The following is a 25726-nucleotide window of genomic DNA, read 5'->3' on the forward strand; positions in this document are numbered from 1 at the left end:
TTCCTCGAGCCCGAAGCCGAGGAGTTTCCGTTCAAGTACAGCAAGGAGCAGGCGCATGAGCTGGCGCCCTACCTCGCCACCGAGCCGGCCACGCCGCTGCTCAAAAGTTATCTCGCCGCCATCGACCGCACGCCCAAACGCACCATCGATTTCCTGGTCGGGCTGAACCAGAAACTGCAGCACGACATCAAGTACGCCATCCGCATGGAGCCGGGCGTGCAGACGCCGGAAGAAACCCTGCAGCTCGCCGTCGGCTCCTGCCGCGACACCGGCTGGCTCATGGTGCAGCTGTTTCGCCACCTCGGGCTGGCCGCACGTTTTGTCTCGGGTTACCTGATCCAGCTCAAGGCCGACGTCAAGTCGCTCGACGGCCCCAGCGGCGCCGAGGCCGACTTCACCGACCTGCACGCCTGGTGCGAGGTGTTCCTGCCCGGCGCCGGCTGGGTCGGCCTGGACCCGACCTCGGGCCTGATGGCCGGTGAAGGCCACATCCCGCTGGCCTGCACGCCCGAGCCCTCAAGCGCCGCGCCGATTGAAGGCGGCGTCGATAAAAGCGAAGTGGACTTTGCCCACCACATGGGTGTGCAACGGATTTATGAGTCGTCGCGCGTGACCCAGCCCTACACCGACGCGCTGTGGGCCGATGTGCTCAAGCTGGGCCACCAGGTGGACCAGGACCTGGTCGCCGGCGATGTGCGCCTGACCATGGGCGGCGAGCCGACTTTTGTTGCCACGCAGGACCGCGATGCCGCCGAATGGAACATCGACGCGCTGGGCCCGACCAAACGCGGCTACGCGACCGAACTCGTGCAGAAGCTGCGCGCCGAATACGGCAACGGCGGCTTCCTGCATTTCGGCCAGGGCAAGTGGTACCCGGGCGAGCAGTTGCCGCGCTGGGCGCTGAGCATTTTCTGGCGCAAGGACGGCCAGCCGGTCTGGCAGAACCCGGCGCTGTTCACCGACGAGCGCCAGCCCTGCAGCTACACCAGTGACGACGCGCGCCGATTTACCGAGACGCTGGCCGGCAAGCTGGGCCTGTCCGCCCAACACATCACCCCGGGTTATGAAGACACCTGGTACTACCTGTGGCGCGAGCGCCGCCTGCCGGTCAATGTCGATCCCTTCGACACCAAGCTCGACGATGCGATGGAGCGCGCCCGCCTGCGCCGCGTGTTCTCGCAGGGCCTCGATGCCGTGGTCGGCTACGTGCTGCCACTCAAGGTTCGCGAAGAAAGCGCAAAAGGCAAGGGCCCGCAATGGTCCACCGGCCCCTGGTTTTTCCGCGACGAACGCATGTATTTGATGCCGGGCGACTCGCCCATGGGTTACCGCCTGCCGCTGGACTCCGTGCCCTGGGTGTCGAAAACCGATTTCCCCTACATGACCGAGGCCGACCCGTTTGCGCCGCGGGACGAGCTGCCCTCCACCGCGGCCCTGGCCGCGCGTTACAACGCCGCCACCGGGCAAGCCGCACCAAGTCCCGCGCCTGCAGCGGCGGCACCCGCCACCGGGCACAACAGTGCGAGCATGCTGGCCCAGTACATGGCGCGTTACATGACGGCCAGCGGCCCGCGCAATGAAGCCAGCCGCCTGCTGCAGTTCAAGCCGTCCACGGTCAGCACCGATGTACGCTTCAGCCAGACTCCAGTCAACACGGCAGCCCCCACCGCCCCGCCGGCGGCTGCGCCGGCGCCGGATACTTCGGCCCGCATGCCCAAACCCGGCGAGTCCGCCGCCTGGCTGACCCGCACCGCGCTGTGTGTGGAAGTGCGCGACCCGACGCGCGCCAACGGCCCCCAGGACAAACCCAAAGCAGCACCGAAAGAAAAAGGCGCAAAGGCGGAGACAGGCGCGCTCTACATTTTCATGCCGCCGCTGGAGCGTCTGGAAGACTACCTGGACCTGCTGGCGGCCGTGGAGGCCAGCGCGCAGACGCTGGGCCTGCAGATCGTGCTCGAAGGTTACCCGCCGCCACGCGATCCGCGCCTGAAGATGCTGCAGGTCACGCCCGACCCCGGCGTGATCGAGGTCAACATCCACCCGGCCTACAACTGGAACGAGCTGGTTGAACACACCGAGTTTCTGTACAAAATCGCGCACGAGACACGCCTGTCGGCCGAAAAGTTCATGACCGACGGCCGCCACACCGGCACCGGCGGCGGCAACCACTTTGTGCTCGGCGGCGCCACACCGCCGGACAGCCCCTTCCTGCGCAAGCCGGAGATGCTGGGCAGCCTGATTGCCTACTGGCACAACCATCCGTCGCTGAGTTATCTGTTCTCGGGCATGTTCATCGGCCCGACCAGCCAGGCGCCGCGGGTGGACGAAGCGCGCAACGACCAGCTGTACGAGCTTGAAATCGCGCTGCGCGAAATCGCCGCCAACCGCGAGAAATACGGCCAGGACATGCCTCCATGGATCGTGGACCGCGCCTTGCGCAACATCCTGGTCGACGTCACCGGCAACACACACCGCAGCGAGTTCTGCATCGACAAGATGTATTCGCCCGACTCGGCCACCGGCCGCCTCGGCCTGCTCGAGCTGCGTGCTTTTGAAATGCCGCCGCATGCCCGCATGAGCATCGTGCAGCAGCTGCTGCTGCGCGCGCTGGTCGCGCGTTTCTGGAACAAGCCTTACCACGGCCGCATGACGCGCTGGGGCACCGAGCTGCACGACCGTTTCCTGCTGCCGGGTTTTGTGCGCATGGATTTCGCCGACGTGCTGACCGAACTCAACGAAGCCGGTTACGCCTTTGACATGGCCTGGTTCGAACCCCATTTCGAGTTCCGCTTCCCGATGATCGGCCAGGTGAAAGCCAACAGCATCGAGCTGACGCTGCGCAGCGCGCTGGAACCCTGGCATGTGATGGGCGAGGAAGGCTCGTCCGGCGGCACCGTGCGTTATGTGGACTCCTCGCTGGAGCGTGTCGAAGTCCATGTGACCGGCCTCAACGACAACCGCTATGTCATCACCGCCAACGGCCGCGCCCTGCCGCTGCAAAGCACCGGCACCGTTGGTGAGTACGTGGCCGGCGTGCGCTACAAGGCCTGGAACCCGCCCTCGGCCCTGCACCCGTCAATCGGCGTGCATGCGCCGCTGACCTTTGACATCGTCGACACCTGGATGGAACGTTCGCTGGGCGGCTGCCAGTACCACGTGGCGCATCCGGGCGGCCTGAGCTACGACACGCTGCCGGTCAACTCCTACGAAGCCGAAAGCCGGCGCCTCAACCGCTTCTTCCAGATGGGCCACACCGCGGGCAAGATGCGGGTCCAGCCGGCACAGCCGAGCCGGGAGTTTCCGTTCACGCTGGACCTGCGCTAATGCTGAGAAATGTCTTCCCGTTCATGTTGAGCTTGTCGAAACGCCTCTACATCCAGGGCTGCAATGCTGTTTAGTCAGCCCCGCTCTCCCTGAGCTTGTCGAAGGGCTGCAAGGCTTCGACAGGCTCAGCCCGAACGGACAATCCCCCAACCTTCCGTCGAGCTTGCATTCGATCTGTCTTGCGACAGCAACAACGGCGGCCCATTGCCGTGTGATCGTGCGCTGAACCGCATCCCGATGCCGCATGGGTGGCCTGCAAGGTAAGCATAAAGGCATACTTGGGCCACCGTGGACAACAACCCCTCCCTTTTTGCAGCCGCCGCGCTGGAAGCACCTGGCGACCTGGCAGCAGCGTTGGCGCTGCCGGCGTCCGTCGGACATTTTGACGAGTTGCACGGCCGGACCCTGGACAAAGCCCCACCCCTGGCCAGTCAAATGCAGGGCCAGAGTCAAAGCCAGACCCAGCAAATGCTGCAGCTGGCGGGTACCGCCGTTGCGCCCGCTGCAGCGCCCGGCCCCACCGCTGCCCCGGCGTCCACCCTGGCGCCCGACTGGAGCCGGTTCTTCAATTTCCTGGGCGGCGACGGTTTTGACGACCTGAACCACCGCACCGCCAACCTGCAACGCCAGATCCGCGACAACGGCGTGACCTACAACGTCTATGCCGATGCCAACGGCCCGCAACGGCCCTGGTCGCTGGACCTGTTTCCGCTGGTCCTGTCGGCGCAGGACTGGGCGAAGATCGCCACCGGTGTGCAGCAGCGCGCCCGGCTGCTGGAGCGCATCCTGGCCGACGTGTACGGCCCGCAGCAGTTGCTGGCGCTGGGCCTGCTGCCTGCGGCGCTGGTGCAGGGCCACCCCGGTTACCTGCGCGCCATGCACGGCGTGGTGCCGGCCGGCGGCACTTTTCTGCACATCGCCGCCTTTGACCTGGCGCGCGGCCCCGACGGGCGCTGGTGGGTGGTGTCGCAACGCACCCAGGCGCCCTCGGGCCTGGGTTACCTGCTGGAAAACCGCCTGGCGATCTCGCGGCTTTTTCCCGAGGCCTTCCGCGAACTGAAGGTGCAGCGCCTGGCCGCCTCCTACAAGGCGCTGGTCGACGGCATGAAGGCGTCCAGCCCCGCGCATGCGCGCGGCGAGGAAAGCCGCATCGTGCTGCTGACCCCCGGCCCCTACAACGAGACCTATTTCGAACATGCCTACCTCGCACGTTACCTCGGTCTGACCCTGGTGGAAGGCAGCGACCTGCTGGTGCGCGACGACAAGCTCTACCTCAAGACGCTGCAGGGGCTGGAGCCGGTGCACGGCCTGCTCAAGCGCCTGGACGACGAGTTTCTGGACCCACTGGAGCTGCGTTCCGACTCCACACTCGGCGTGCCCGGCCTGCTGCAGGCGATACGCGCCGGCAACGTGCTGGTGGCCAATGCCCCGGGTTCTGCTTTTCTCGAATCCAGCGCGCTGCTGGGTTTTCTGCCGGCACTGTCGCGCCACCTGCTCGACGAGCCGCTGGCCCTGCCTTCGCTGGCCACCTGGTGGTGTGGTGAGCAGGCCGCGCTGCAGGCGGTCCTGCCGCGCCTGAAGGAATGTGTCATCAAGGGCACCTATCCGGAGTCCGGCATTGAATCGGTGATTGGGCAGACGCTGTCCCGCCGCGAACTCGATGAATGGGCCGGCCGCCTGGTCCGGCGCAGCGAAGACTACACCGTGCAGGCCTACCTGCCGCTGTCCCAGACACCCACCTGGCAGGGGCAGAGGATCGCCCCGCGCTCGACCATGCTGCGTGTGTTTGCGGTAGCCGACGGCGCGGGCTCCTGGCAGGTCCTGCCGGGCGGGCTCGCGCGGCTGGCCGGCCCCAACGACAAGATTGCCTCCATGCAGCAAGGCGGCAGCAGCGCGGATGTGTGGGCGCTGGGCGAAGCCGCAGCCCCAGCCCCGGCGACCTCAGGCAGAACCACCGGTCCGGCGGCAGCCTGCACCGACGCCGTGCCGCTTTCCCCGTCCGGAGTAGAACTGGGTGCTGCGCCGCGTGCGGCCATGCGCACCATGCACAAACCCCCGGTCACCAGCCGCGCCGCCGAAAACCTGTTCTGGCTGGGCCGTTATACCGAGCGCACCGAAAACGCCATCCGCATGGCCCAGCTGACGCTGCAGTCCCTCAACGGCGAAGACCAGTCTTCACAGCCACTGCTGGCCTGGCTGTCGGAGCTGTCCGTGAAAAACGGCCTGGTGCTTGACTCGGTGCCACCTGCCACACAGTCGCGCCGTGTGTTCGAGCGCTCACTGATTGCCAGCCTGGACGACACCCAGGACGCCGCCAGCGTGGGCTACAGCCTGCGCGCACTCAAAGGTGCGGCTTCGGCCGTGCGCGAACGGCTGTCGCAGGAACAGTGGCACGTGATCATGCGCGCCGAGGCCGATTTTTTCAGGCGCTGCGAGGCTTTCAGCGGATCCGACCACCCTGCGTCGCAGGCACTTGAATACTCGTCGGTCGAAGCCCTCGCGGCACTGGAGTCGGCCAGCGGCTTCCTGGCCGCCATGACCGGCGCGCAAACCGACCGCATGAGCCGCGACGACGGCTGGCGCCTGCTCAGCGCGGGGCGCCACATCGAACGGCTGAACACGCTGGCATCCTCGCTGATCCTCGGCCTTGAAACCGGCGCCGTGTTCGACGAAGGTGGCTTCGGCGCCATCCTCGCGCTGTTCGACAGCACCATCACCTTCCATGCCCAATACCAGCAGCAACGCGATGTGCGGGCGCTGCTGGACCTGCTGGTGCTGGACCGCGACAACCCGCGCTCGCTCGGCTGGGTCACCCAGACGCTGCGCGGCCGCCTTGCGCGCCTGGCCGAAAACACCGTGGGCGCACCGCAACCGGTACCCGACCTGACGCCCACCCTGCCCGACCCGGGCAGCTGGCTGCTCAGCGAGCTGTGCACACCCGCGCCCGGCGCGAGGGACAGCGAACCGTACGCGGGCCTGCTGGCGCAACTCGAGCTGTGCTGCAGCGCCGCCTTCGAGCTCTCGGACACGCTGAGCCGGCGCTACTTCAGCCACGTGGCCCCGGACGAACACAGCCTGGGCGCCTGAGCGTCCGGGGTCCGCTTTCCTTCTTTTTTTCCATGCTGCTTCACCTTGTTCATGAGACGCGTTATGCGTACAGCCCCACCGTCGAAAGTGCCCACCATGTGCTGCACCTCAAGCCGGCCAGCCACGCCGGCCAGCAACTGCTGAGCCACCAGCTGACGATCAGCCCGCAACCGGCACGGCTGCAGGAACGGACCGACGTGTACGGCAACACCCGCAGCTATTTCTCGCTGCACGCGCCGCATGACAAGCTGACGGTGGTCGCCGACAGCATCGTCTCCACCCTGGCGTTTGCCGCAACGCCGGAAGACGCGCCGGCAGGCCTGCCCTGGGAACAGGTGCGCGAGCAGTTCCGCTACCACGCCGGCGCCGCCTATGACAGCGCCTGCGAATTCCTGTTCGCCTCGCCCTACATCCCGCGCGACGAGGCGTTTGCGGAATTCGCCCGGCCCAGCTTCACGCCCGGGCGTCCCTTGCCTGAAGCAGCGCAGGACTTGATGGAACGCATCCACACCGGCATGGTCTATGACAGCGAAAGCACCGAGGTGGGCACGCCGGCGCTGGAGGCGCTGCAACTGGGCAAAGGCGTGTGCCAGGACTTTGCCCACATCATGGTCGCCTGCTGTCGCGCCATGGGTGTGCCGGCGCGTTATGTCAGCGGCTACCTGCTGACCACACCGGCACCCGGCCAGCCGCGCCTGATCGGCAGCGATGCCTCCCATGCCTGGGCCTCGGTCTATTGCCCGGTGGAAAGCGAGGCCGGCGGCCTGGCGCTGGCGGAAGGACAAAGCCCGGGCCTCTGGCTGGACTTCGACCCCACCAACAACCGCGCCCCGGGCGAGGACTATGTCACGCTGGCCACAGGCCGGGACTTCCTGGACGTCTCGCCGATGCGCGGCGTGATACGCGGCGGCGCGCGCCATGTGCTGGACGTAGCCGTGACGATGACACCCATCGCCAAACTGCCCGAGCCCGAGTGAACGCAGCTCGCCTGCCGGGCCGCTGCATGCCCAGCGCTTCGCGGGCTAAAATTGCCGGAAGCCAGCCGCAATCGCTATCTTTTTCATAGCTACTTGCGCTCGCCCCATAAGGGCTAATGGCATATTTCATTCAAATTTTCTACCCATCCACTTTCTGGAGCACTTCATGAGCACAGCCACCGGCCCCATCTACGACAAGCTGAAAACCCTGGGCATCACCCTGCCACCGGTCTCCACGCCGGCAGCGGCCTATGTACCTTTTGTGCAGACCGGGAAACTGATTTTCCTCTCCGGCCACATTGCCAAAAAAGACGGCAAAGCCTGGGTCGGCCAGTTCGGCAAGAACATGAGCACCGAGGAAGGCAAGGCCGCGGCACGCGCCATTGCGATCGACCTCATGGGCACGCTGCATGCAGCCGTCGGTGATCTCGGCAAGATCACACGCATCGTCAAGGTGATGAGCCTGGTCAACTCGACCGGCGACTTCACCGAGCAGCATCTGGTGACCAACGGCGCCAGCGAACTGCTCGGCGAAGTCTTCGGTTCTGCCGGCAGCCATGCACGCAGCGCGTTTGGTGTCGCGCAAATCCCCATGGGCGCCTGCGTCGAGATCGAGCTGATCGCCGAAATGGAATAAGCACACCCCGTGGAGGCTTCGCCTCCTCCCCCTTGCAGGGGCGGGCGCCTCTCGCCCGGCGAAGCCGGATCGCGGCCCCCGCTTGCAATGCGGTGTGGCAGCCTCTTGATCGGCACACGGTGCCCAATAGCCCGCCCGCAGCGCCGGCTTTGGCCCGGCGCTTAAACTTCATGGGTGCCGGCCATGACGCCGGCACAGCGTTCTCAGGGCGGGGCGAAATTCCCCACCGGCGGTGTTTGCGTGCAAACGCATCAGCCCGCGAGCGCCCGGCCTGGCCATTTTTAGTTCAGCGCGAGATTAGGCGCGTCGCCGCAGGCAGTGCTACGGCACGATAAGGCGGCGCAACGACATATCGCGTTGAATTGGAAATGGCACCCGGGGTCAGCAGATTTGGTTCAACTCCAAAGCCGACGGTCACAGTCCGGATGAAAGAGAGCGCGAAGTCCATGGCCTTGCCGTGGGCTGGCGCCTGCGCGCCGGCCTGCCGGAGGCCACCGGCTCGTGCGCCCTGATTTCCGGTGACCGTTTTCAGGAGAAGCCCATGAGTCAGAGAGATCCCCAAGCCGCCACCTTGCCGCAGCAACACCCTGCCAGGTTCTGCTTCATCCAGGCCGGCTGGCACGCCGACATCGTCAACCCCGGCCGCGATGCCTTCCTGGCAGAGATGGCCAGACAGGGCGTGCCGCAGCAGGACATCGACTTGATGGAGGTACCCGGCGCCTTCGAGATACCCCTGCATGCACAGCAGTTGGCGCGCTCAGGACGCTACGCCGGCATCGTGGCCTGTGGCTTGGTGGTGGACGGCGGCATCTACCGCCATGAGTTCGTCGCCGATGCCGTGATCAGCGGCCTGATGCGGGTGCAGCTCGACACCGGAGTGCCGGTGTTTTCGGCGGTGCTGACACCCCACCACTTCCACGAACATGAGGAGCATCGCCGCTTCTTCAGCGCGCACTTTGTGGTCAAAGGCACCGAGGTCGCGCAAGCCTGCCTGCGCACAGTCGCCAGCTTGCGGCAGCTGGCAGGGCTGGCACCGGCCTGACCCAACCTGACCTTGGCGAAGCACTTCCATGCTGGTGACCCTTCGACAGGCTCAGGACAGGCCCCTTCGACCCTTCGTCAAGCTCAGGACAGGCCAAGCCCAGGGCGAACGGTCGAGCGGACAGTTGCTTCCTAGGCGCGTTCGCTAACCCAGGCCTGAACCGACTTCAGCGCAACCAGGAGTTTTGCCGGTTCGGTGCCGCCGGCCATGGCCATGTCGGCCTTGCCGCCGCCCTTGCCGCCGACCTGCTGGGCCACAAAGTTGACGAGTTCACCAGCCTTGACCTTGCCCACGCTGTCGGCGGTCACGCCGGCCGCGATCTGCACCTTGTCGCCGTCCACCGCGGCCAGCACGATGACCGCGGTTTTCAGCTTGTCCTTGAGCTTGTCCATGGTGTCGCGCAGGGTCTTGGCGTCGGCGCCTTCGAGCTTCGCGGCCAACACCTTCAGGCCCTTGACATCGACCGCCTGCGACATCAGCTCATCGCCTTGCGCCGAAGCCAGCTTGCCCTTGATCGCTGTCAATTCTTTTTCCAGGTCGCGCATCTGCTCAAGCAGGCCGCTGACACGGGCCGGCACTTCATGCGGCGTGACCTTGAGCGTTCCGGCCACGCCGCCCAAGGTGGCTTCCATGGCCTGCACGTAGTTGAGCGCCGCCAGGCCGGTGACGGCCTCGATGCGGCGCACGCCGGAGGCCACGCCGCCCTCGGCGGTGATGGTGAAAAAGCCGATGTCGCCCGTGCGCCCCACGTGTGTGCCACCGCACAGTTCCTTGCTTGAACCAATACTCAGCACACGCACCTTGTCGCCGTATTTCTCGCCGAACAGCATCATGGCGCCGGTTTTTTGCGCGGCTTCCATGTCCATCACACTGGCGTCGGTCGCGGCGTTGGACAGGATCTCGGCGTTGACGCGCGCTTCGATCTCGCGGATCTGCTCGTCGGTCACCGGCGCGTTGTGGGCAAAGTCGAAGCGGGTTTTCTCGGCATCGACCAGCGAGCCTTTTTGCTGCACATGGTCGCCCAGCACTTCGCGCAAGGCCTTGTGCATCAGGTGGGTGGCGCTGTGGTTGCGCACGGTGGCGGCGCGCACGGCCAGGTCGACACGCGCCGACACATGGTCACCCACGTTGAGCGTGCCCTGCGCCACGCTGCCGTGGTGGCCGTACACATCGGCCTTGATCTTCTGGGTGTCACCGACTGCAAAATGCGCCGAGCCGCTGACCAGTTCGCCCTGGTCGCCCGCCTGGCCGCCGCTTTCGGCATAAAACGGGGTGTTGTCCAGCACCACCACGCCCTGCTGACCGGTCTTGAGCGCCACCACCGGCACGCCGTCGGCGTACAGGGCCACAATTTTTCCGCTGGTTTCCAGGGCTTCGTAGCCGGTGAACACATTGCCTTCGCCGGTGTACTCGAGCGCGCGGTCCATCTTGAACTTGCCGGCGGCACGTGCCTGGTTTTTCTGTTTGTCCATGGCGGCGGTAAAGCCGGCCTCGTCAACTTCGACGCCGCGCTCGCGGCAGACGTCAGCCGACAGGTCCAGCGGGAAACCGTAGGTGTCATGCAGCTTGAAGGCCACGTCGCCGGGCAGCACTTTGGCGCCGCCGGCCAGGGCCGTGTCCAGAATGGTCATGCCGATTTCCAGCGTTTCAAAGAAACGTTCTTCCTCAGCCTTGAGCACGGCGGTGATACGCGCCTCGTCGCTCCTGAGCTTGGGATAAGCCTCGCCCATCAGCTTGACCAGGTCGGCCACCAGCTTGTGGAAAAACGGCGTTTTCTTGCCCAGCTTGTAGCCATGGCGGATCGCGCGGCGGATGATGCGGCGCTGCACATAACCGCGGCCTTCGTTGGACGGATTCACGCCGTCGCTGACCAGGAAGGCAGTGGCGCGAATGTGGTCGGCAATGACGAACAGGCTCTTGTTGCCCAGGTCCTTCTCGCCGGTCTCGCGTGATGCCGCCTTGATCAGCGCATCAAAGATGTCGATTTCGTAGTTGCTGTGCACATGCTGCAAGATGGCAGCCAGGCGCTCCAGGCCCATGCCGGTGTCCACGCAGGGCGCGGGCAGCGGCTTGACCGAGCCGTCGGGCTGCATGTCGAACTGCATGAACACGTTGTTCCAGATCTCGATGTAGCGGTCGCCGTCCTGCTCGGGCGAGCCCGGCGGGCCGCCGGCGATCTCGGGGCCGTGGTCGAAGAAAATCTCGCTGCAAGGGCCGCAGGGTCCGGTGTCGGCCATCATCCAGAAGTTGTCGCTGGCGTATTTGGCGCCCTTGTTGTCGCCGATGCGCACCACGCGTTCCGGCGGCAGGCCGATTTCTTTCGTCCAGATGTCGTAGGCCTCGTCGTCGTCGATGTAGACCGTGGCCCAGAGTTTGTCGGCCGGCAGCTTGTAGACCTCGGTCAGCAGCTCCCAGGCCCACTTGAGCGATTCACGCTTGAAGTAGTCGCCAAAACTCCAGTTGCCCAGCATCTCGAAGAACGTGTGGTGGCGCGCGGTGTAGCCCACGTTTTCGAGGTCGTTGTGCTTGCCGCCGGCGCGCAGGCAGGCCTGCACGGACGCGGCGCGCACGTAGGAGCGCTTGTCGGCACCCAAAAACACGTCCTTGAACTGAACCATGCCCGAGTTGGTGAACATCAACGTGGGGTCATTGCCCGGCACCAGCGGGCTGCTTTCGACCACGGTATGGCCTTTGGATTCAAAAAAATCGAGAAAGGTTTTGCGAATGTCGGCGACATTCATGGTGGTTTGGGTCATGACAGATTGATCGTTGGGCAGAAATAGGGACGTTCTCGGCCAGACTGCGCACAGTACAGCAGGCCAACTATGCATTATCGCCCGGCATCAGCGCAGGTGCCCGCCGGTTGCTGACAGGTTTCCATCGAGCGTGGGACGCACGGCAGTCAGAAAATTACTCAGTGACTCAGGCAACACCGCCCCTTTGCGCCAGGCAAGGCCGACCTCCAGGTGCGGCATCGGGTACGCCAGGGACCTTGCTTCAATTCGATCACCTTCCAGAGACCAGGGGCGGTACAACATGTCCGGAAGCACCGAACACCCCGCACCAGTGGCCACCAGACTGCGCACCGCTTCCACAGAAGATGTGCGGATCAAGATGTTGGGGTCGGATCCCCCGGCGTTCCACAGCGCGGTAGCCGTGTCGCCCAACTCGTCTGCCTGCAACAGTATCAGTGGCTGCTCGGCGAGTTCCCTGGCTTCAATTTTTTCCTCGCTCGCCAAACGGTGGTTGACCGGACACCAAACGCGCCAGCCCGAGCGAAGAACAGTCTCGGTCTCGAGTGCACGGTAATTCTGCAGTTGTGACACAACGATCAAGGCCACGTCCAACTCACCATTGATCAGCAAATGCTCAAGATAGTCACGCCGATCTTCAGTGATTTGAACCTGGATCCGTGGAAATACCCGGCGAAACCGGTCCAGCAAAAACGGCAGGTAGTACCCCACCATCAGGCTGGTGACGCCGATGTTGAGGCTGCCGGTGACGGTATGGGGGCGCGAGGCCAGCGCGTCGCGCGCATTGCGCATGGCCACTTCAATCTGGTGGGCATGGCGCAAAAACTGGTGGCCCGCATGGGTCAAGGCCATGCCGCGGGCCCGGCGCTCAAACAACAAGGTACCCAAATCAGCCTCGATTTGGGCAATGGCCGCCGACACCACCGATTGCGACACACCCAACTCATGGATTGCCGCCGAGATGGAACCCGATTCCGCGACCGCTATGAAATACCGAATGCTCTTAAAAGATGTACTCATATCGTTGTTTCGTCATTTCAGGCACCTTTTTGGCCCATTTAGCGGGTAAACCCGGCAATGCACCTTTTTGAAACCTAGGGTTAACCACTAAACCAATGCCATTTGGTGCAAGGTTTCTGTTTTTCCGATGGATTGTATTGCCATGCGCGTATGGATCAAGCCTATCGCTCTCCCTAAGATGCCAGCAGGCCCGCAAACGCTGGCCACAACAACCCACGTCAGGAGCCTCTTTATGTCACAAGCCCGCGCATTACTCACCGGTTTGCTGGCGGTAGCCGCCGCCGCTTCCAGCTTCGCCAGTCCACCCTCGTCCATCGGCAAGGGTGAAGGGAAACTCAACATCATTGCCTGGGCGGGATATATAGAGCGTGGAGCAACCGTCAAGGAATACGACTGGACCACCGAATTCGAGAAGACATCCGGCTGCAAAGTCAACGTCAAGACGGCGGCCACTTCGGATGAAATGGTGTCTCTGATGAAAGCCGGTGGTTATGACCTGGTCACAGCCTCGGGCGATGCCAGCGGACGCCTGATCGCCTCCAAATTGGTGCAGGAAGTCAACGTGGGCCTGGTTCCCAGCTACAAGAACGTGGACCCGCGCCTCCAAAACGCGTCCTGGCACACCATTGATGGAAAGCACTACGGCGTGCCCTACCAGTCGGGTCCCAACGTACTCATGTACAACACCGATGTGTTCAAAAAGGCACCCGATTCCTGGGGTGTCGTGTTTGAAGAACAAACCCTGCCCGATGGCAAGTCCAACAAAGGCCGCGTACAGGCCTTTGACGGAGCCATCTACATTGCCGATGCAGCGCTGTACCTCATGACAAAAAACCCGGCGCTGGGCATCAAGGATCCCTATGAGCTGAATGAAAAACAATACGCTGCGGTGCTGGACCTGCTGCGGGCCCAGAAGAAACTGACGCACCGCTACTGGCACGATGCCACGGTGCAGATGAATGACTTCAAAAACGAAGGCATCGTCGCTTCCGGCTCCTGGGGCTTCATGGTCAATTCACTGAAAGGCGAGAAAAAGCCGATTGCCTCGGTCATCCCCAAGGAAGGCGCCACGGGCTGGGCCGACACCACCATGCTGCACACCAACGCCAAGAACGTGAACTGCGCTTACAAGTGGATGGAGCATCAGCTCAGCGACAAGCTGCAGGCCCCCCTGGCCGAGTGGTTTGGCACTGTGCCGGTGACACCTGCGGCCTGCAAGGCCAAGGCCCCGGGTGGCAGCGACTTCTGCAAGATCAATGGCTTTGACGACCTGAACAAGATCAAGTTCTGGAAAACCCCGCAAGCCAAGTGCACCACCCAGGGCACCTGTGTTCCTTACGCCAAGTGGGCGATGGACTACATCGCCATCATGGGCGGCCGTTGATCCGCAAAATCTGAAGGTGTGTATGCCAGTCGCTATCGAGTTTCAACAGGTATCCCGGCACTACGGTGAAGTCAAAGCGCTGGACAGCGTGAGCTTCACCGTGGAAGAAGGCGAGTTTTTTTCCATGCTGGGGCCGTCGGGCTCGGGGAAAACCACCTCGCTGCGGCTGATGGCGGGCTTTGAGCAGCCCACCAGCGGCAGCCTGACCTTGATGGGCAAAGAGGCTTCTGGCACACCGCCTTATGAGCGCGATGTGAACACCGTCTTTCAGGATTACGCCCTGTTTCCGCACATGAGTGTGCTGGACAACGTGGCCTACGGACTGATGGTCAGAAAAGTGGGCAAGGCCGAGCGCCATGCCAAGGCGCGCGATGCCTTGGCCATGGTCGCCTTGCCCAACCACGCCGAACGTACGCCGGCCCAACTCTCCGGCGGTCAGCGCCAACGTGTGGCCTTGGCCCGCGCACTGGTCAACCGGCCCCGTATTTTGCTGCTGGACGAACCTCTGGGCGCACTGGACATGAAGTTGCGCGAACAAATGCAGGTGGAGCTGAAAGTGCTGCACCGCAAACTGGGCATCACCTTTGTGTATGTCACGCACGACCAGGGCGAAGCCCTGTCCATGTCGGACCGCATTGCCGTTTTCAACCACGGCAGGATTGAACAAATAGCCTCGCCACGTGCGCTGTACCACCAGCCCCGCACCCGCTTTGTGGCGGACTTTGTGGGCAGCGCCAACGTGATCGACACCGATCTGGCCCACACCATCACCGGCAAGGCGCAGGCCTTTGCCGTGCGCCAGGAAAACATCACCGTGGTCGCGCCCGGCGGCAGCGCCAAAAAGGGCCTGCTGCAGGTCGAAGGCGAAGTGCTGGCCATCCAGTTCCTGGGGGCCAGCCAGCGCCTGGAAGTGCGGGTAGGTAACCAGACCCTGACCGCTATGCAGACTGAGAGCGAAGCCGCGTCCACCCTCGCAGCCCATACCCAGGCAGGCCAGCGCGTGGCCCTGAGCTGGTCGCAGCAGCACATGGTGATGCTGGACGCCTGAGGCCCCTGCCATGCGCGCACTCTCCAACTTTTTTTACCAGCGGCGCACACTCACGCTGCTGTTGATCCTGACCCCGCCCCTGTTGTGGTTTGGCGTGGTGTACGTGGGCTCGCTGCTCACCCTGCTGAGCCAGAGCGTCTTTACCTTTGACGACATGAGCATGTCGGTGGTGGCTGAATTCACCACGGCCAATTTCGCAGGCCTCCTGGTGCCCGCCAACCTGGACATCGTTCTGCGCACGCTGGGCATGGCCATCGCGGTCACCCTGGGCACCGTCCTGATCGGTTTCCCCATGGCCTATTACATGGCCCACCATGCCAGCCCGGCAGAAAAAGGTTTTTTCTTTGTTGGCGTGATGCTGCCCATGTGGGCGAGCTACATCGTCAAGGCCTATGCCTGGACCGTGTTGCTGGCGCAAGGCGGCGTGATTTACTGGGCGCTGGATGCGCTGGGTTGGCGCGGCGCACTACAGGCGGTGCTGCAACTCCCGGTGATTGGTGGCGACACCCTGGCGACCTCCAATCTGGGGCGTTTTCTGGTGTTCACCTACATCTGGCTGCCCTTCATGGTGCTGCCGATCCAGGCCGCCATCGAGCGCGTGCCGGCCAATTTGCTGCTGGCCTCGGGTGATTTGGGCGCCCGGCCGTTACAGACCTTTCGCCACGTGCTGTGGCCGCTCGCCTTCCCGGGGGTGGTGGCGGGCTCCATCTTCACCTTTTCGCTCACGCTGGGCGATTACATCATTCCGCAACTGGTGGGGCCGCCCGGCCTGTACATCGGCAACATGGTCTACACCATGCAAGGCACCATTGGCAACATTCCCATGGCCGCGGCGTTTACCTGCGTCCCCATCGTGTTGATCACCATTTACCTGGCGATGGCACGCCGACTGGGAGCATTCAATGCACTCTAACCCAAAGACCTGGCGTCGCCCCAGCCTGCTGCGGGTGGCCGCCTATGCGGGGCTGGCTTTTTTGCACCTGCCGCTGTTGTTCATCGCACTGTATGCCTTCAATAGCGATGACAGCGGCTACAGCTTCCCCATCCAGAGCCTGACGCTGCGCTGGTTTTACCGCGCGCTGGAGCGCACCGATATCCATGAGGCCATTGCCCTGTCACTCTCGGTCGCGGCCATGGCCACCGTGATTGCCATGGTGCTGGGCACGCTGACCGCCGCCGCCCTGAACCGCGACCGCTTCTTTGGCAAGGACGCCTTCACCACCATGCTGATCATGCCGATTGCCCTGCCCGGCATCGTGACCGGCATTGCGCTGTTGTCGGCGTTCAAGATGATGGAAGTGAACCCCGGCTACTGGACCATTGTGATTGGCCACGCCACCTTCTGCGTGGTCATCGTGCACAACAACGTGGTGGCCCGCCTGCGCCGCCTGCCCGATCGCCTGTGGGAAGCCTCCATGGACCTGGGGGCCGACACGCTCACCACGCTGCGCTACATCATCCTGCCGCAGCTCAGCACCGCGCTCCTGGCCGGCGGCATTCTGGCCTTTGCGCTGTCGGTGGACGAGTTGATCGTCACCACCTTTACCGCCGGAGCTGACCAAACCCTGCCCATCTGGCTCATGGGGCAACTGGGCCGCCCCCGCGAAGTCGCCATCACCAACGTGGTGGCGCTGGCCATCATGCTCATCACCATGCCGCTGATTCTGCTGGCCTGGCGCCTCACCCGCGACGGTGAAGCCAGCCCCAACGCCCGTTGATTGCCCGCTGAACCAAGCATCCCATTACCCTCAATCCTCTGGACTCTCCACCATGGCTGCAACACGATTTCCCACCCGACTCCTGATCAACGGCACCAGTGTCACCGGCGAAGGCCGGGCCGAAAGCGTGCTCAACCCGTCCACCGGCGAAGTGCTGTGCGAAGTGCGCGAAGCCAGCGCGGACCAGTTGCGCCAGGCCGTGGACGCCGCCCACGCCGCCTTTCCTGACTGGGCCGCACTCACCCCCAAGGACCGCAGCGCCTACCTACTGAAAATTGCCGATGCCGTGGAGGCCCACGGTGACGAGTTCGCCATGCTGGAGTCCCTGAACTGCGGCAAACCCCTGAGCGCCGCCCGCAACGACGAGATTCCGGCCATTGCCGATGTGTACCGGTTTTTTGCAGGCGCCATCCGCAACATGTCCGGCAGCCTGGGAGGCGAATACCTGGCGGGCCACACCAGCATGATCCGGCGCGACCCGCTGGGCGTGGTGGCGTCCATTGCACCGTGGAACTACCCGTTGATGATGGCGGCCTGGAAGCTGGGCCCGGCCATCGCGATGGGTAACACCGTGGTACTGAAGCCCTCGGAGATGACACCGCTCACCACTCTGCGCTTTGGCGAGTTGCTCTCCGACATCCTGCCACCGGGGGTGGTCAACATCGTGTGCGGCCGGGGCGACACGGTGGGCGCGCCGCTGATCCGCGACCCGCGCATCCGCATGGCCTCGCTCACCGGTGATGTCTCCACGGGTAGCAAAATCATGGAATCCGCCGCACGTGGCATCAAACGCACCCATCTGGAACTGGGCGGCAAGGCACCGGTCATCGTGCTGGACGATGCGGACATTGCCAGCGTGGTCGAAGGTCTGCGTACCTTTGGCTACTACAACGCCGGTCAGGACTGCACCGCCGCCTGCCGTGTCTACGCCAGCGACAAGATTTATGAGCGTCTGGTGGCCGACCTCAGCAGCGCGGTGTCCGGCATCCAGTTGGGCCTGCAACAGGAACCCGGCGTCGAGATGGGGCCACTCATCTCGGCCCGCCAGCGCGACCGCGTGGCCAGCTTTGTGGACCGCGCCAGCCAACTGCCCCATGTGGAGATCACCGCCGGTGGCAGCGCCTGGGGCACCAAAGGCTTTTTCTACAAGCCCACAGTCGTGGCCGGTGCCTTGCAGGACGACGAAATTGTGCGCAGTGAGGTGTTTGGCCCGGTGGTGTCCATCACGCGCGTCAAGGACGCGGAGCAGGCTGTGGCCTGGGCCAATGATTCGGAATACGGCCTGGCCAGTTCGGTGTGGACCAGCGACGTGGGTCGCGCCATGAACATTGCCTCACGCCTGCAGTACGGCTGCACCTGGGTCAACACCCACTTCATGCTGGTGTCGGAAATGCCGCACGGCGGCATGAAACATTCCGGCTACGGCAAGGACATGTCGGTGTATGCGCTGGAAGACTACAGCTGCGTGCGCCATGTCATGGTCAAACACAACGCATAACGCATAACCCAGGCACAGAGAGACAACTCCTCAAGTGAAAAGCACACGATGACCATTGCCAGCACCCCAACCAACGCCGCCCTCATGGCCCGCCGTAGAACCGCAGTACCACGGGGCGTGGGCCAGAGCCACGAAGTTTTTATCGCACGCGGCGAAAACGCCGAGGTGTGGGACGTGGAAGGCCGACGCTACATCGACTTTGCGGGGGGCATTGCAGTGCTCAATACGGGGCACTGTCACCCTGAAATTATTGCCGCTGTAAAGGCGCAACTCGACAACTACACTCACACCTGCTTCCAGGTGGTAGCGTATGAGCCCTATGTAGAGTTGGCAGAACGAATCAATGCACTGGCACCTGGCAACTTTGACAAGAAGACCCTGTTGCTGAGCTCAGGGTCAGAAGCGGTGGAAAATGCCATCAAAATCGCGCGCGCCTACACCCAGCGCTCCGGCGTCATCGCGTTTACCAGCGGCTACCACGGGCGCACCCTGCTCACCCTGGGCCTGACCGGCAAAGTAGCGCCTTACAAAACCGGCTTTGGCCCGTTCCCCGCAGAAATATTCCATGCCCAGTTTCCCAATGCGCTGCATGGCGTCAGCGTGGACGAAGCCATCGCATCCGTAGAGAGCATCTTCAAAAATGACATTGAGGCCAACCGGGTGGCCGCCATCATTGTGGAACCGGTGCAGGGCGAAGGCGGTTTCAATGTGGCCTCGCCGGAATTTCTGCAACGCCTGCGCGCACTTTGCGATCAGCATGGTATTTTGATGATTGCCGATGAAATACAAACCGGTGCCGGCCGCACCGGCACCTGGTTTGCCATGGAGCAAAGCGGTGTTGCACCCGACATGATCACCATGGCCAAGTCCATGGCAGGCGGCTTCCCCATCTCGGCGGTGGTGGGCCGTGCCGAAGTCATGGACGCGCCAGCCCCCGGTGGCTTGGGCGGTACGTATGCTGGCAGCCCCCTGGGTTGCGCCGCCGCACTGGCCGTGCTCAAGGTATTTGAAAAAGAAAACCTGCTGGAGCGCAGCAAGACCCTGGGCGCACGCTTGACCACACGCCTGCAAGCACTGGCAGCCCAAAACCCCTGCATCGCCGATGTGCGCGGCATGGGCGCCATGGTCGCGATTGAGTTGTGCAAGAACGGCGACGTGCGCCACCCCGATGCCGATCTAACCAAACGCCTGTGCGCAGAGGCCACGCGCCGCGGGCTGATTTTGCTGTCCTGCGGAACCTACGGCAATGTCGTGCGGATTCTGGTGCCCTTGACCGCGAGCGATGCAGTGGTGGATGAAGGCCTCCAGATGCTGGAAGCCGCTTTGGCGACTTGCCTGGCCCTGCAACGATAATGGCCAACACAGACTTCCCACAACTTTTCATCTGCCACCATGAACTCAATCACAGCCACAGCCACAGCCGCACCCCTGTCCCTCCTGAAAGACCCCAGCCTGCTCAAGACCGACGCCCTGATCAACGGCCAGTGGGTCAAGGGCAGTTCGCGTTTTGACGTGAATGACCCCTCCACCGGCCTCAAACTCGCTGACGTGGCCAACCTCGGCGCCCAGGACGCGGAAGCCGCGATCGCCGCCGCCAACGCCGCCTGGCCCGCCTGGCGCAGCAAGACCGGCAAGGAGCGCCACGCCATCCTGCTCAAGTGGTACCAGCTCCTGATGGCCAATGTCGAAGACCTGGGCCGCATCATGACCGCCGAGCAGGGCAAGCCTTTTGCGGAAGCCAAGGGTGAAGTGGCCTATGGAGCGAGTTTTGTCGAGTGGTTTGCCGAAGAGGCCAAACGTGTCAACGGCGAAACCCTGCCCCAGTTCGACAACAACCGCCGCCTGATGGTCTTGAAGCAACCCATCGGTGTCTGTGCGGCCATCACGCCGTGGAACTTCCCGCTGGCCATGATCACCCGCAAGGTCGCGCCAGCCCTGGCCGCCGGCTGCCCCGTGGTCATCAAGCCAGCCGAACTGACCCCGCTGACGGCCCTGGCCGCGGCCGAACTGGCAGTGCGCGCCGGCATCCCGGCCGGCGTGCTCAATGTGCTCACTGCCGACAGCGACAACTCCATCGCCGCCGGCAAGGTGTTCTGCGCAAGCGACGTGGTGCGCCACATCAGCTTTACCGGCTCCACCGAAGTCGGCCGCATCCTGATGGCGCAGAGCGCGCCCTCGATCAAGAAGCTCGCGCTGGAGCTGGGCGGCAACGCGCCCTTCATCGTGTTCGACGATGCCGACGTGGACTCGGCCGTCGATGGCGCCATGGCCAGCAAGTACCGCAACGCCGGCCAGACCTGCGTCTGCGCCAACCGCCTCTATGTGCAGGACGGCGTGTACGACCAGTTCGTCGAGAAATTCGCCGCCAAGGTCAAGCTGCTCAAGGTCGGCAACGGCTTCGAGGAAGGCGTGGTCCAGGGTCCGCTGATCGAGGACGCGGCCGTGGAGAAAGTGCAGCGCCATGTGGACGACGCCATTGCCAAGGGTGGCAAGCTGATGGCCGGCGGCAAAAAGCTCAGCGGCCAGTTTTTCGAGCCCACCGTGATTTCGGAAGCGACCGGCGACATGCTTTGCGCCAAGGAAGAAACCTTTGGCCCGTTTGCGCCGGTGTTCCGCTTCAAACACGAGCAGGAAGCCATTGATGCGGCCAACAACACCGAGTTCGGCCTGGCCAGCTACTTCTACAGCCGCGACATCGGCCGCATTTACCGGGTCGCCGAGGCGCTCGAATACGGCATGGTCGGCATCAACGCCGGCGTGATCGCCACCGAACACGTGCCTTTCGGCGGCGTCAAGCAGTCAGGCCTGGGCCGCGAAGGCTCCAGCCACGGCATGGAAGAGTACCTGGAAATGAAATACCTGTGCCTGGGAGACATCCTCAAATGAACCGCCGGCTTTTTATCCATGCCGGTGCCGCCGTCGCAGGCGCTACATTTTTAGTAGCTGGCGGCGCCCAGGGGACGGGGGCTACAGGCCAAAAACGTCACAAAATGGTGATCCAGGTCAGCGACAATGACCCGGCCAAATGGAACCTGGCGCTGAACAACGCCAAAAACCTGCAGGACGACGTGGGCGCCGCCAATGTGGACATCGAAATGGTGGTCTACGGCCCGGGGATCAACATGCTCAAGCTCGAATCCTCCGTCGGCTCGCGCGTCGCTGACGCCATGAAGGCCAACGTCAAAGTAGTGGCCTGCGAAAACACCCTGCGCGCGCAGAAGCTGAGCCGGGAAGACATGCTGCCCGCTATCAGTTATGTGCCGGCCGGCGTGACTGAAATCATGAAAAAGCAGGGCGAAGGCTGGGCTTATTTGCGGCCCTGAGCGTTTTTCGCCGTCAGTTCACTTTTATAATCGGCTGAGCTTCCAGCCTGAATGCGGGTGTAGTTCAATGGTAGAACTTTTGCTTCCCAAGCAAATAGCGTGGGTTCGATTCCCATCACCCGCTCCACATCTCTCCGTGCCCGGCCCCTGCCGGCACACACCTCACACGGCGACCGCCGGACTGTCAACCACCACTGCGCCAAGGGTGAAGTAAAACGTCGCCCCCTGCCCCTCGGCAGCCTTGGCCCAGACCCGGCCCCCATGCCGGTCAATGATGCGCTTGACGGTGGCCAGCCCGATGCCGGTGCCGGCGTAGTCCGTGGAGGAATGCAGCCGCTGGAAGGTTCCAAACAACTTGTCGGCGTATGCTATGTCGAAGCCGGCACCGTTGTCCCTGACGAAATAGACAGCTTCGCCGTCTTCTCCCGTCTGGCAGCCCACATCGATGCGCGCCGACGGCTGCAGGGACGTGAACTTCCACGCGTTGCCCAGCAGGTTCTGGATCACCACCGACAGCAGCAACTGGTCACCCAGCGCGAGCAGCTTCTCCTGGATGTGGATATCCACCGCGCGCTCCGGTTCGCGCTCGCGGCACGCCTGGACCACCTGCCTGGCGATTTTTGCAATATCCACTGTCCCGGCGCGCAGCGGGTCGCGCGCCAGCTTCGCCAGGGACAGCAGACCCTCGATCAGCTCGCCCATCTGGCGGGTGCCGGCACGGATGCGGCTGAGGTAGTGCCTGCCCTGCTCACCGACTTTGTCCCTGGCCATGCGCTCGAGCAACTGGCTGAATCCATCAATCGTGTTGAGCGGGGAACGCAGGTCGTGTGACACCGAATACGAAAACGCTTCGAGCTCGCGGTTCACGGCCTCGAGTTGCGATGTACGCTGCCGCACCCGTTCCTCCAGTTCGGCATTGAGGCGCAGGATGCTTTCCTGGGCCTGTTTGCGTTCGGTGATGTCCTGGGTCGAGCCGTGGAGCCGGATGACATGGCCGCTGTCGTCGCGCACCACTTCACCAATCACCCTGACCCAGACCCGGCGCCCGCCGGCAGAAATGATTTCCATTTCTTCATCAAACGGCGTTCCGCTGTCGATACACGCTTCGATAACCGCTTCCATCTTCCCGCGCCACTCAGGCGACACATAAAACTGCAAGGCTTCCTGCAGGGAGGGCGTGGTTCCGGGCGGCACCTCATGGATTTTGCAGACTTCGTCGGACCAGACCACATGATCCGAGGACAGCTCCAGCATCCAGCCGCCTATCCGCGCGGTGCGCCCTGCAATCCTGAGCAAGGCTTCGCTCTGGCGCAGCTTGGACTGGATAGCCCGGCGCTCCGTGATGTCTTCGGTCACCGAGATGACGTGCGTGGCCTCCCCCGACGCCGACCGCACCATGGACACCGTGGAATGAACCCACACGGCGGTGCCATCCTTTTTCACATAACGTTTTTCATCCGAGAAGCTCTCCAGCTCGCCGGCCAGCATCCGGTCCCTCTGCGCGGCGTAACGAACCCGGTCGTCGGGGTGGGTCAACTCGCGCGTGTCCATGGCCTGCAACTCGGCCTCGGTGTAACCCACGATGGCGTAGTAGGCCGGGTTGGCCATCAGGAAGCGTCCGTCAGGCGTGTTCATCACGATGCCTGTTGCAGCGGTGCCGAACATCAGCTGAACCATGTCCTGGCTGACCTTGAGCTGCTGCTGCGCCTCAGTCCGCCGCAACACCTCGGTCTGCAGCTGCCGGGTGCGATCGCGAACACTGCGGCGCATCTGCAGGTTCCACAGCAGCACCAGGGCCAGCAGGGCGGCGACGCCAACAACCGAGCCGGCCAGCCAACGCGCCTGGGAAGGATGCAGGCCCGACCGCGGTTCGAACATCAACCCCGCCAGGGAGTAGTCCGCCTTGACCATGCCCAGGCTCGCCAGCGTCCGCGCGATGGACTCCAGCCGGCCGGGGTTGAGTGCCCGATCTCCACCAGATCGGGCAACACCAGAGGCCGCATCTGCATCGCCTCGCCCAGCAGGGCCGCGCGGGTCAGCCCCCGCTGCCGGACGCCCTTCATGCCCGTGATCAGATCGGCGATTTCCTGTTCGTGGTTGAAGGCATATTCCCAGCCCTTGCGGGTGGCACGCAGGAAGGCGGCGGTACGCTCGGGCGCTTTCGCTGCCTGGGCCTCGGTCGTGAAGAGAATGTCGCCATAAAAATCTACGCCATAGTCCAGGCTGCGCATGATCGCAGGCGCCACGCCGCGGGCGCGAAGCAAGGCGGGCTCCACCGTGGCATACGCTGACATGGCATCTACCCTGCCCTCGATCAGGTCCTCGAGCTTCCAGGTCTGGGGGAGGATGTTGACGCGCTGGGGGTCGATGCCCTCGCGTTTGAGCACGGCGCGAAGTTGGATGCTGCCCTGACCGTCGGAAAGCATGACCCTGGCGCCGACCAGATCGCTGGGAACGCGAATCTGGCGATCCGCCCGGCTCATCAGGACATAAGGCGAGTGCTGAAATATCGCCGCCAGCGCCACGAGCGGCTGCCCGTTGATGCGGTCGATCAGCAGGTCCGAATCGCCAATGCCGTAGTGCGCGTCGCCCTTGAGAACGGTGGCAATCACCGGCCGGTCTGCACCGCCCTCGCGAATGGTGACGTCCAGGCCTTCATCGCGGTAAAAGCCCTTGGCCAGGGCAGCGTAATAACCGGCAAACTGGAACTGGTGCAGCCACTTGAGCTGCAGGGTGACGCGTTCGGGTGCTTTGGTGTCGGGGGCGGCATGCACCTGACTGGTGCAAAAAACCCAGAGGGCAATGACCGGAAAAATGGCCATAACCGCCACCAGCGGCCTCACCGGATTCAGCAAGGACTTGGGCAAGCGGCTCGAGAGAAACATCGTGATTTCAGTCTAGCATGCGTATGTCTTTTTCCGAGAGAAAGTAGCTCTCCCGATGGCGCAGACAATGCTCTTCTTTTGATAGCTTTTGTACATGGCCGGAGCGGGGTTGCTGCCACGGATCTACAAAGCGGGTACTCAGGACAGCAACGGCAGAACAACCAGGCGGACCTAGTTTTCCACAGAAGCCGGCTCCAGCACTTCGGGATTCAAGCTTAGCTGCGTAAATTCGAGCATCGCGTTCATGAAGTTCAATCGGAAATAAAAAAAACCGGGCAAAACGCCCGGTCTTTTCTTATCGCTCCTGTTAGAGAGGTTTGCAGAGAACGAAGCCCGCAGTGGCCTCAACATAAGGGCTGGATGCTCCGGCATTTGCAGCAGGAGGTGCAGCGGCAACAAGTGCACGAACATCCCCGGTGTTGCTGACACCGTCATCAAGCATTCGATCCAATGCGCCGGCCTGCTTGCCTGTCAAGCCGCTCAGGCATACAACATTCCGGACGCCAAAACCAAAGACGCCATTGGTCAGACCAATTTGACCGCCTGCTGCATTTAACAGCGGCCCCGTATCCGTTGAGTTGCCTTCCAGAAATCCAGCGTAGCGCAGTGCTCGAATGGCTTGCCTGTTTTCCAGAAGTATCGCCGCTGCAGTGTTCAGGAACGGGTTGGAGCCGGCAGCGCCTATCAAACTATCGGATGCAGCGACAGCGGTAAGCGCCGGAGCGCTGGTCCAGCCGCGGTCTGCGATATTCGCCGCAGTAAGGTCATCGCCGGGAAGACCACGGTAACGGTCCTGGTAGCTGGTAACGACTGCGGTCATGCTGCTCATGTCCTTTGCCATGTTCTTGATCCTTGAGCTTTCAATCAGCTCCTGGCCTTTGAGAACACCAGCCAGCAGCAAGCCAACAATCACCAGAACGATTGCGATTTCCACCAAAGTGAAACCGCCCTGTTTTTTCAATGTTTTCATTGATGACTCCAAAATAATTACGCGACGCGGGATGCATCGGTAATTAAATGTATCTTTTGT

18 protein-coding genes, 1 tRNA gene and 1 riboswitch are annotated in these 25726 nt (G+C 63.2%); of the genes, 14 read left to right on the forward strand and 5 right to left on the reverse strand.

The window, feature by feature from the left end; genetic code table 11:
- From PSV40_RS01240 to PSV40_RS01260, 5 genes are all read left to right on the forward strand, one after another.
- The coding region (locus PSV40_RS01240) for a DUF2126 domain-containing protein (RefSeq protein ID WP_300533301.1) at positions 1–3324 on the forward strand (3324 nt) is incomplete at its 5' end.
- A 468-nt stretch (positions 3325–3792) separates the two neighbouring features.
- A complete protein-coding gene (locus PSV40_RS01245) occupies positions 3793–6411 on the forward strand; it encodes a circularly permuted type 2 ATP-grasp protein (protein WP_300533410.1) in 2619 nt (872 codons plus the stop codon).
- A gap of 32 nt (positions 6412–6443) precedes the next feature.
- Entirely contained in the window at positions 6444–7388 is a 945-nt protein-coding gene (locus PSV40_RS01250) for a transglutaminase family protein (RefSeq protein ID WP_300533302.1), read from the forward strand.
- 166 nt (positions 7389–7554) lie between these two features.
- Positions 7555–8025, forward strand: coding sequence for a RidA family protein (locus tag PSV40_RS01255; protein ID WP_300533303.1), 471 nt, complete (start codon positions 7555–7557; stop codon positions 8023–8025).
- Positions 8026–8220: 195 nt separating this feature from the next.
- A riboswitch (FMN riboswitch) is annotated at positions 8221–8466 on the forward strand.
- Between the two features lie 100 nt (positions 8467–8566).
- Positions 8567–9067 carry a 6,7-dimethyl-8-ribityllumazine synthase gene (locus PSV40_RS01260; RefSeq protein WP_300533305.1) on the forward strand — a complete coding sequence of 167 codons (501 nt, stop codon included), beginning with the start codon at positions 8567–8569 and terminating at the stop codon, positions 9065–9067.
- Between the two features lie 131 nt (positions 9068–9198).
- Here the strand turns inward: PSV40_RS01260 and alaS are convergent, their stop codons facing one another.
- On the reverse strand, positions 9199–11823 hold the full coding sequence (gene alaS, locus PSV40_RS01265; protein WP_300533307.1) for an alanine--tRNA ligase: 2625 nt from the start codon (positions 11821–11823) through the stop codon (positions 9199–9201).
- An 87-nt stretch (positions 11824–11910) separates the two neighbouring features.
- Positions 11911–12840: a LysR family transcriptional regulator gene (locus PSV40_RS01270; RefSeq protein WP_300533308.1), complete on the reverse strand. Its 930-nt coding sequence runs from the start codon at positions 12838–12840 to the stop codon at positions 11911–11913.
- Positions 12841–13072: 232 nt separating this feature from the next.
- Between PSV40_RS01270 and PSV40_RS01275 the strand changes: the two genes are divergently transcribed.
- The 9 genes from PSV40_RS01275 (at position 13073) to PSV40_RS01315 (ending at position 21938) form a co-directional block, all read left to right on the forward strand.
- Positions 13073–14224, forward strand: a complete 1152-nt coding sequence (locus tag PSV40_RS01275; protein ID WP_300533310.1) for an ABC transporter substrate-binding protein — start codon at positions 13073–13075, stop codon at positions 14222–14224.
- Between the two features lie 22 nt (positions 14225–14246).
- A complete protein-coding gene (locus PSV40_RS01280) occupies positions 14247–15272 on the forward strand; it encodes an ABC transporter ATP-binding protein (protein ID WP_300533311.1) in 1026 nt (341 codons plus the stop codon).
- Between the two features lie 10 nt (positions 15273–15282).
- Entirely contained in the window at positions 15283–16185 is a 903-nt protein-coding gene (locus PSV40_RS01285) for an ABC transporter permease (protein ID WP_300533313.1), read from the forward strand.
- On the forward strand, positions 16175–16990 hold the full coding sequence (locus PSV40_RS01290; protein WP_300533315.1) for an ABC transporter permease: 816 nt from the start codon (positions 16175–16177) through the stop codon (positions 16988–16990). The genes PSV40_RS01285 and PSV40_RS01290 overlap by 11 nt, the downstream gene beginning before the upstream one ends.
- A gap of 52 nt (positions 16991–17042) precedes the next feature.
- On the forward strand, positions 17043–18488 hold the full coding sequence (locus PSV40_RS01295; RefSeq protein ID WP_300533317.1) for a gamma-aminobutyraldehyde dehydrogenase: 1446 nt from the start codon (positions 17043–17045) through the stop codon (positions 18486–18488).
- 48 nt (positions 18489–18536) lie between these two features.
- Positions 18537–19841 carry a 4-aminobutyrate--2-oxoglutarate transaminase gene (gene gabT, locus PSV40_RS01300; RefSeq protein WP_300533319.1) on the forward strand — a complete coding sequence of 435 codons (1305 nt, stop codon included), beginning with the start codon at positions 18537–18539 and terminating at the stop codon, positions 19839–19841.
- Between the two features lie 39 nt (positions 19842–19880).
- On the forward strand, positions 19881–21374 hold the full coding sequence (locus tag PSV40_RS01305) for an NAD-dependent succinate-semialdehyde dehydrogenase (RefSeq protein ID WP_300533320.1): 1494 nt from the start codon (positions 19881–19883) through the stop codon (positions 21372–21374).
- Between the two features lie 104 nt (positions 21375–21478).
- Entirely contained in the window at positions 21479–21811 is a 333-nt protein-coding gene (locus PSV40_RS01310) for a DsrE family protein (RefSeq protein WP_300533322.1), read from the forward strand.
- Positions 21812–21864: 53 nt separating this feature from the next.
- Positions 21865–21938 (forward strand) — tRNA-Gly (locus PSV40_RS01315).
- A 35-nt stretch (positions 21939–21973) separates the two neighbouring features.
- On the opposite strand, the gene PSV40_RS01320 is transcribed toward PSV40_RS01315, so the two are convergent.
- From PSV40_RS01320 to PSV40_RS01330, 3 genes are all read right to left on the reverse strand, one after another.
- A complete protein-coding gene (locus tag PSV40_RS01320) occupies positions 21974–23722 on the reverse strand; it encodes a PAS domain S-box protein (RefSeq protein ID WP_300533324.1) in 1749 nt (582 codons plus the stop codon).
- Positions 23689–24696, reverse strand: coding sequence for an ABC transporter substrate-binding protein (locus PSV40_RS01325; protein ID WP_300533326.1), 1008 nt, complete (start codon positions 24694–24696; stop codon positions 23689–23691). Before PSV40_RS01325 ends, PSV40_RS01320 begins: the two co-directional genes overlap by 34 nt.
- 307 nt (positions 24697–25003) lie before the next feature.
- Entirely contained in the window at positions 25004–25666 is a 663-nt protein-coding gene (locus PSV40_RS01330) for a type II secretion system protein (RefSeq protein ID WP_300533328.1), read from the reverse strand.
- Between the last annotated feature and the right edge of the window lie 60 nt (positions 25667–25726).

The organism is Polaromonas sp. (assembly GCF_029945925.1).
Classification (GTDB): Bacteria; Pseudomonadota; Gammaproteobacteria; order Burkholderiales; family Burkholderiaceae_C; genus Polaromonas.

Coding starts and splice junctions, on each gene's coding strand:
- PSV40_RS01250 (WP_300533302.1), top strand. CDS start 6,444: ATGCTGCTTCACCTTGTTCATGAGACGCGTTATGCGTACAGCCCCACC.
- PSV40_RS01295 (WP_300533317.1), top strand. CDS start 17,043: ATGGCTGCAACACGATTTCCCACCCGACTCCTGATCAACGGCACCAGT.
- PSV40_RS01310 (WP_300533322.1), top strand. CDS start 21,479: ATGGTGATCCAGGTCAGCGACAATGACCCGGCCAAATGGAACCTGGCG.
- PSV40_RS01325 (WP_300533326.1), bottom strand. CDS start 24,696: ATGTTTCTCTCGAGCCGCTTGCCCAAGTCCTTGCTGAATCCGGTGAGG.
- PSV40_RS01255 (WP_300533303.1), top strand. CDS start 7,555: ATGAGCACAGCCACCGGCCCCATCTACGACAAGCTGAAAACCCTGGGC.
- gabT (WP_300533319.1), top strand. CDS start 18,537: ATGACCATTGCCAGCACCCCAACCAACGCCGCCCTCATGGCCCGCCGT.
- PSV40_RS01285 (WP_300533313.1), top strand. CDS start 15,283: ATGCGCGCACTCTCCAACTTTTTTTACCAGCGGCGCACACTCACGCTG.
- PSV40_RS01290 (WP_300533315.1), top strand. CDS start 16,175: ATGCACTCTAACCCAAAGACCTGGCGTCGCCCCAGCCTGCTGCGGGTG.
- PSV40_RS01330 (WP_300533328.1), bottom strand. CDS start 25,666: ATGAAAACATTGAAAAAACAGGGCGGTTTCACTTTGGTGGAAATCGCA.
- PSV40_RS01305 (WP_300533320.1), top strand. CDS start 19,881: ATGAACTCAATCACAGCCACAGCCACAGCCGCACCCCTGTCCCTCCTG.
- PSV40_RS01245 (WP_300533410.1), top strand. CDS start 3,793: ATGCTGCAGCTGGCGGGTACCGCCGTTGCGCCCGCTGCAGCGCCCGGC.
- PSV40_RS01260 (WP_300533305.1), top strand. CDS start 8,567: ATGAGTCAGAGAGATCCCCAAGCCGCCACCTTGCCGCAGCAACACCCT.
- PSV40_RS01320 (WP_300533324.1), bottom strand. CDS start 23,722: ATGGTCAAGGCGGACTACTCCCTGGCGGGGTTGATGTTCGAACCGCGG.
- PSV40_RS01275 (WP_300533310.1), top strand. CDS start 13,073: ATGTCACAAGCCCGCGCATTACTCACCGGTTTGCTGGCGGTAGCCGCC.
- alaS (WP_300533307.1), bottom strand. CDS start 11,823: ATGACCCAAACCACCATGAATGTCGCCGACATTCGCAAAACCTTTCTC.
- PSV40_RS01270 (WP_300533308.1), bottom strand. CDS start 12,840: ATGAGTACATCTTTTAAGAGCATTCGGTATTTCATAGCGGTCGCGGAA.
- PSV40_RS01280 (WP_300533311.1), top strand. CDS start 14,247: ATGCCAGTCGCTATCGAGTTTCAACAGGTATCCCGGCACTACGGTGAA.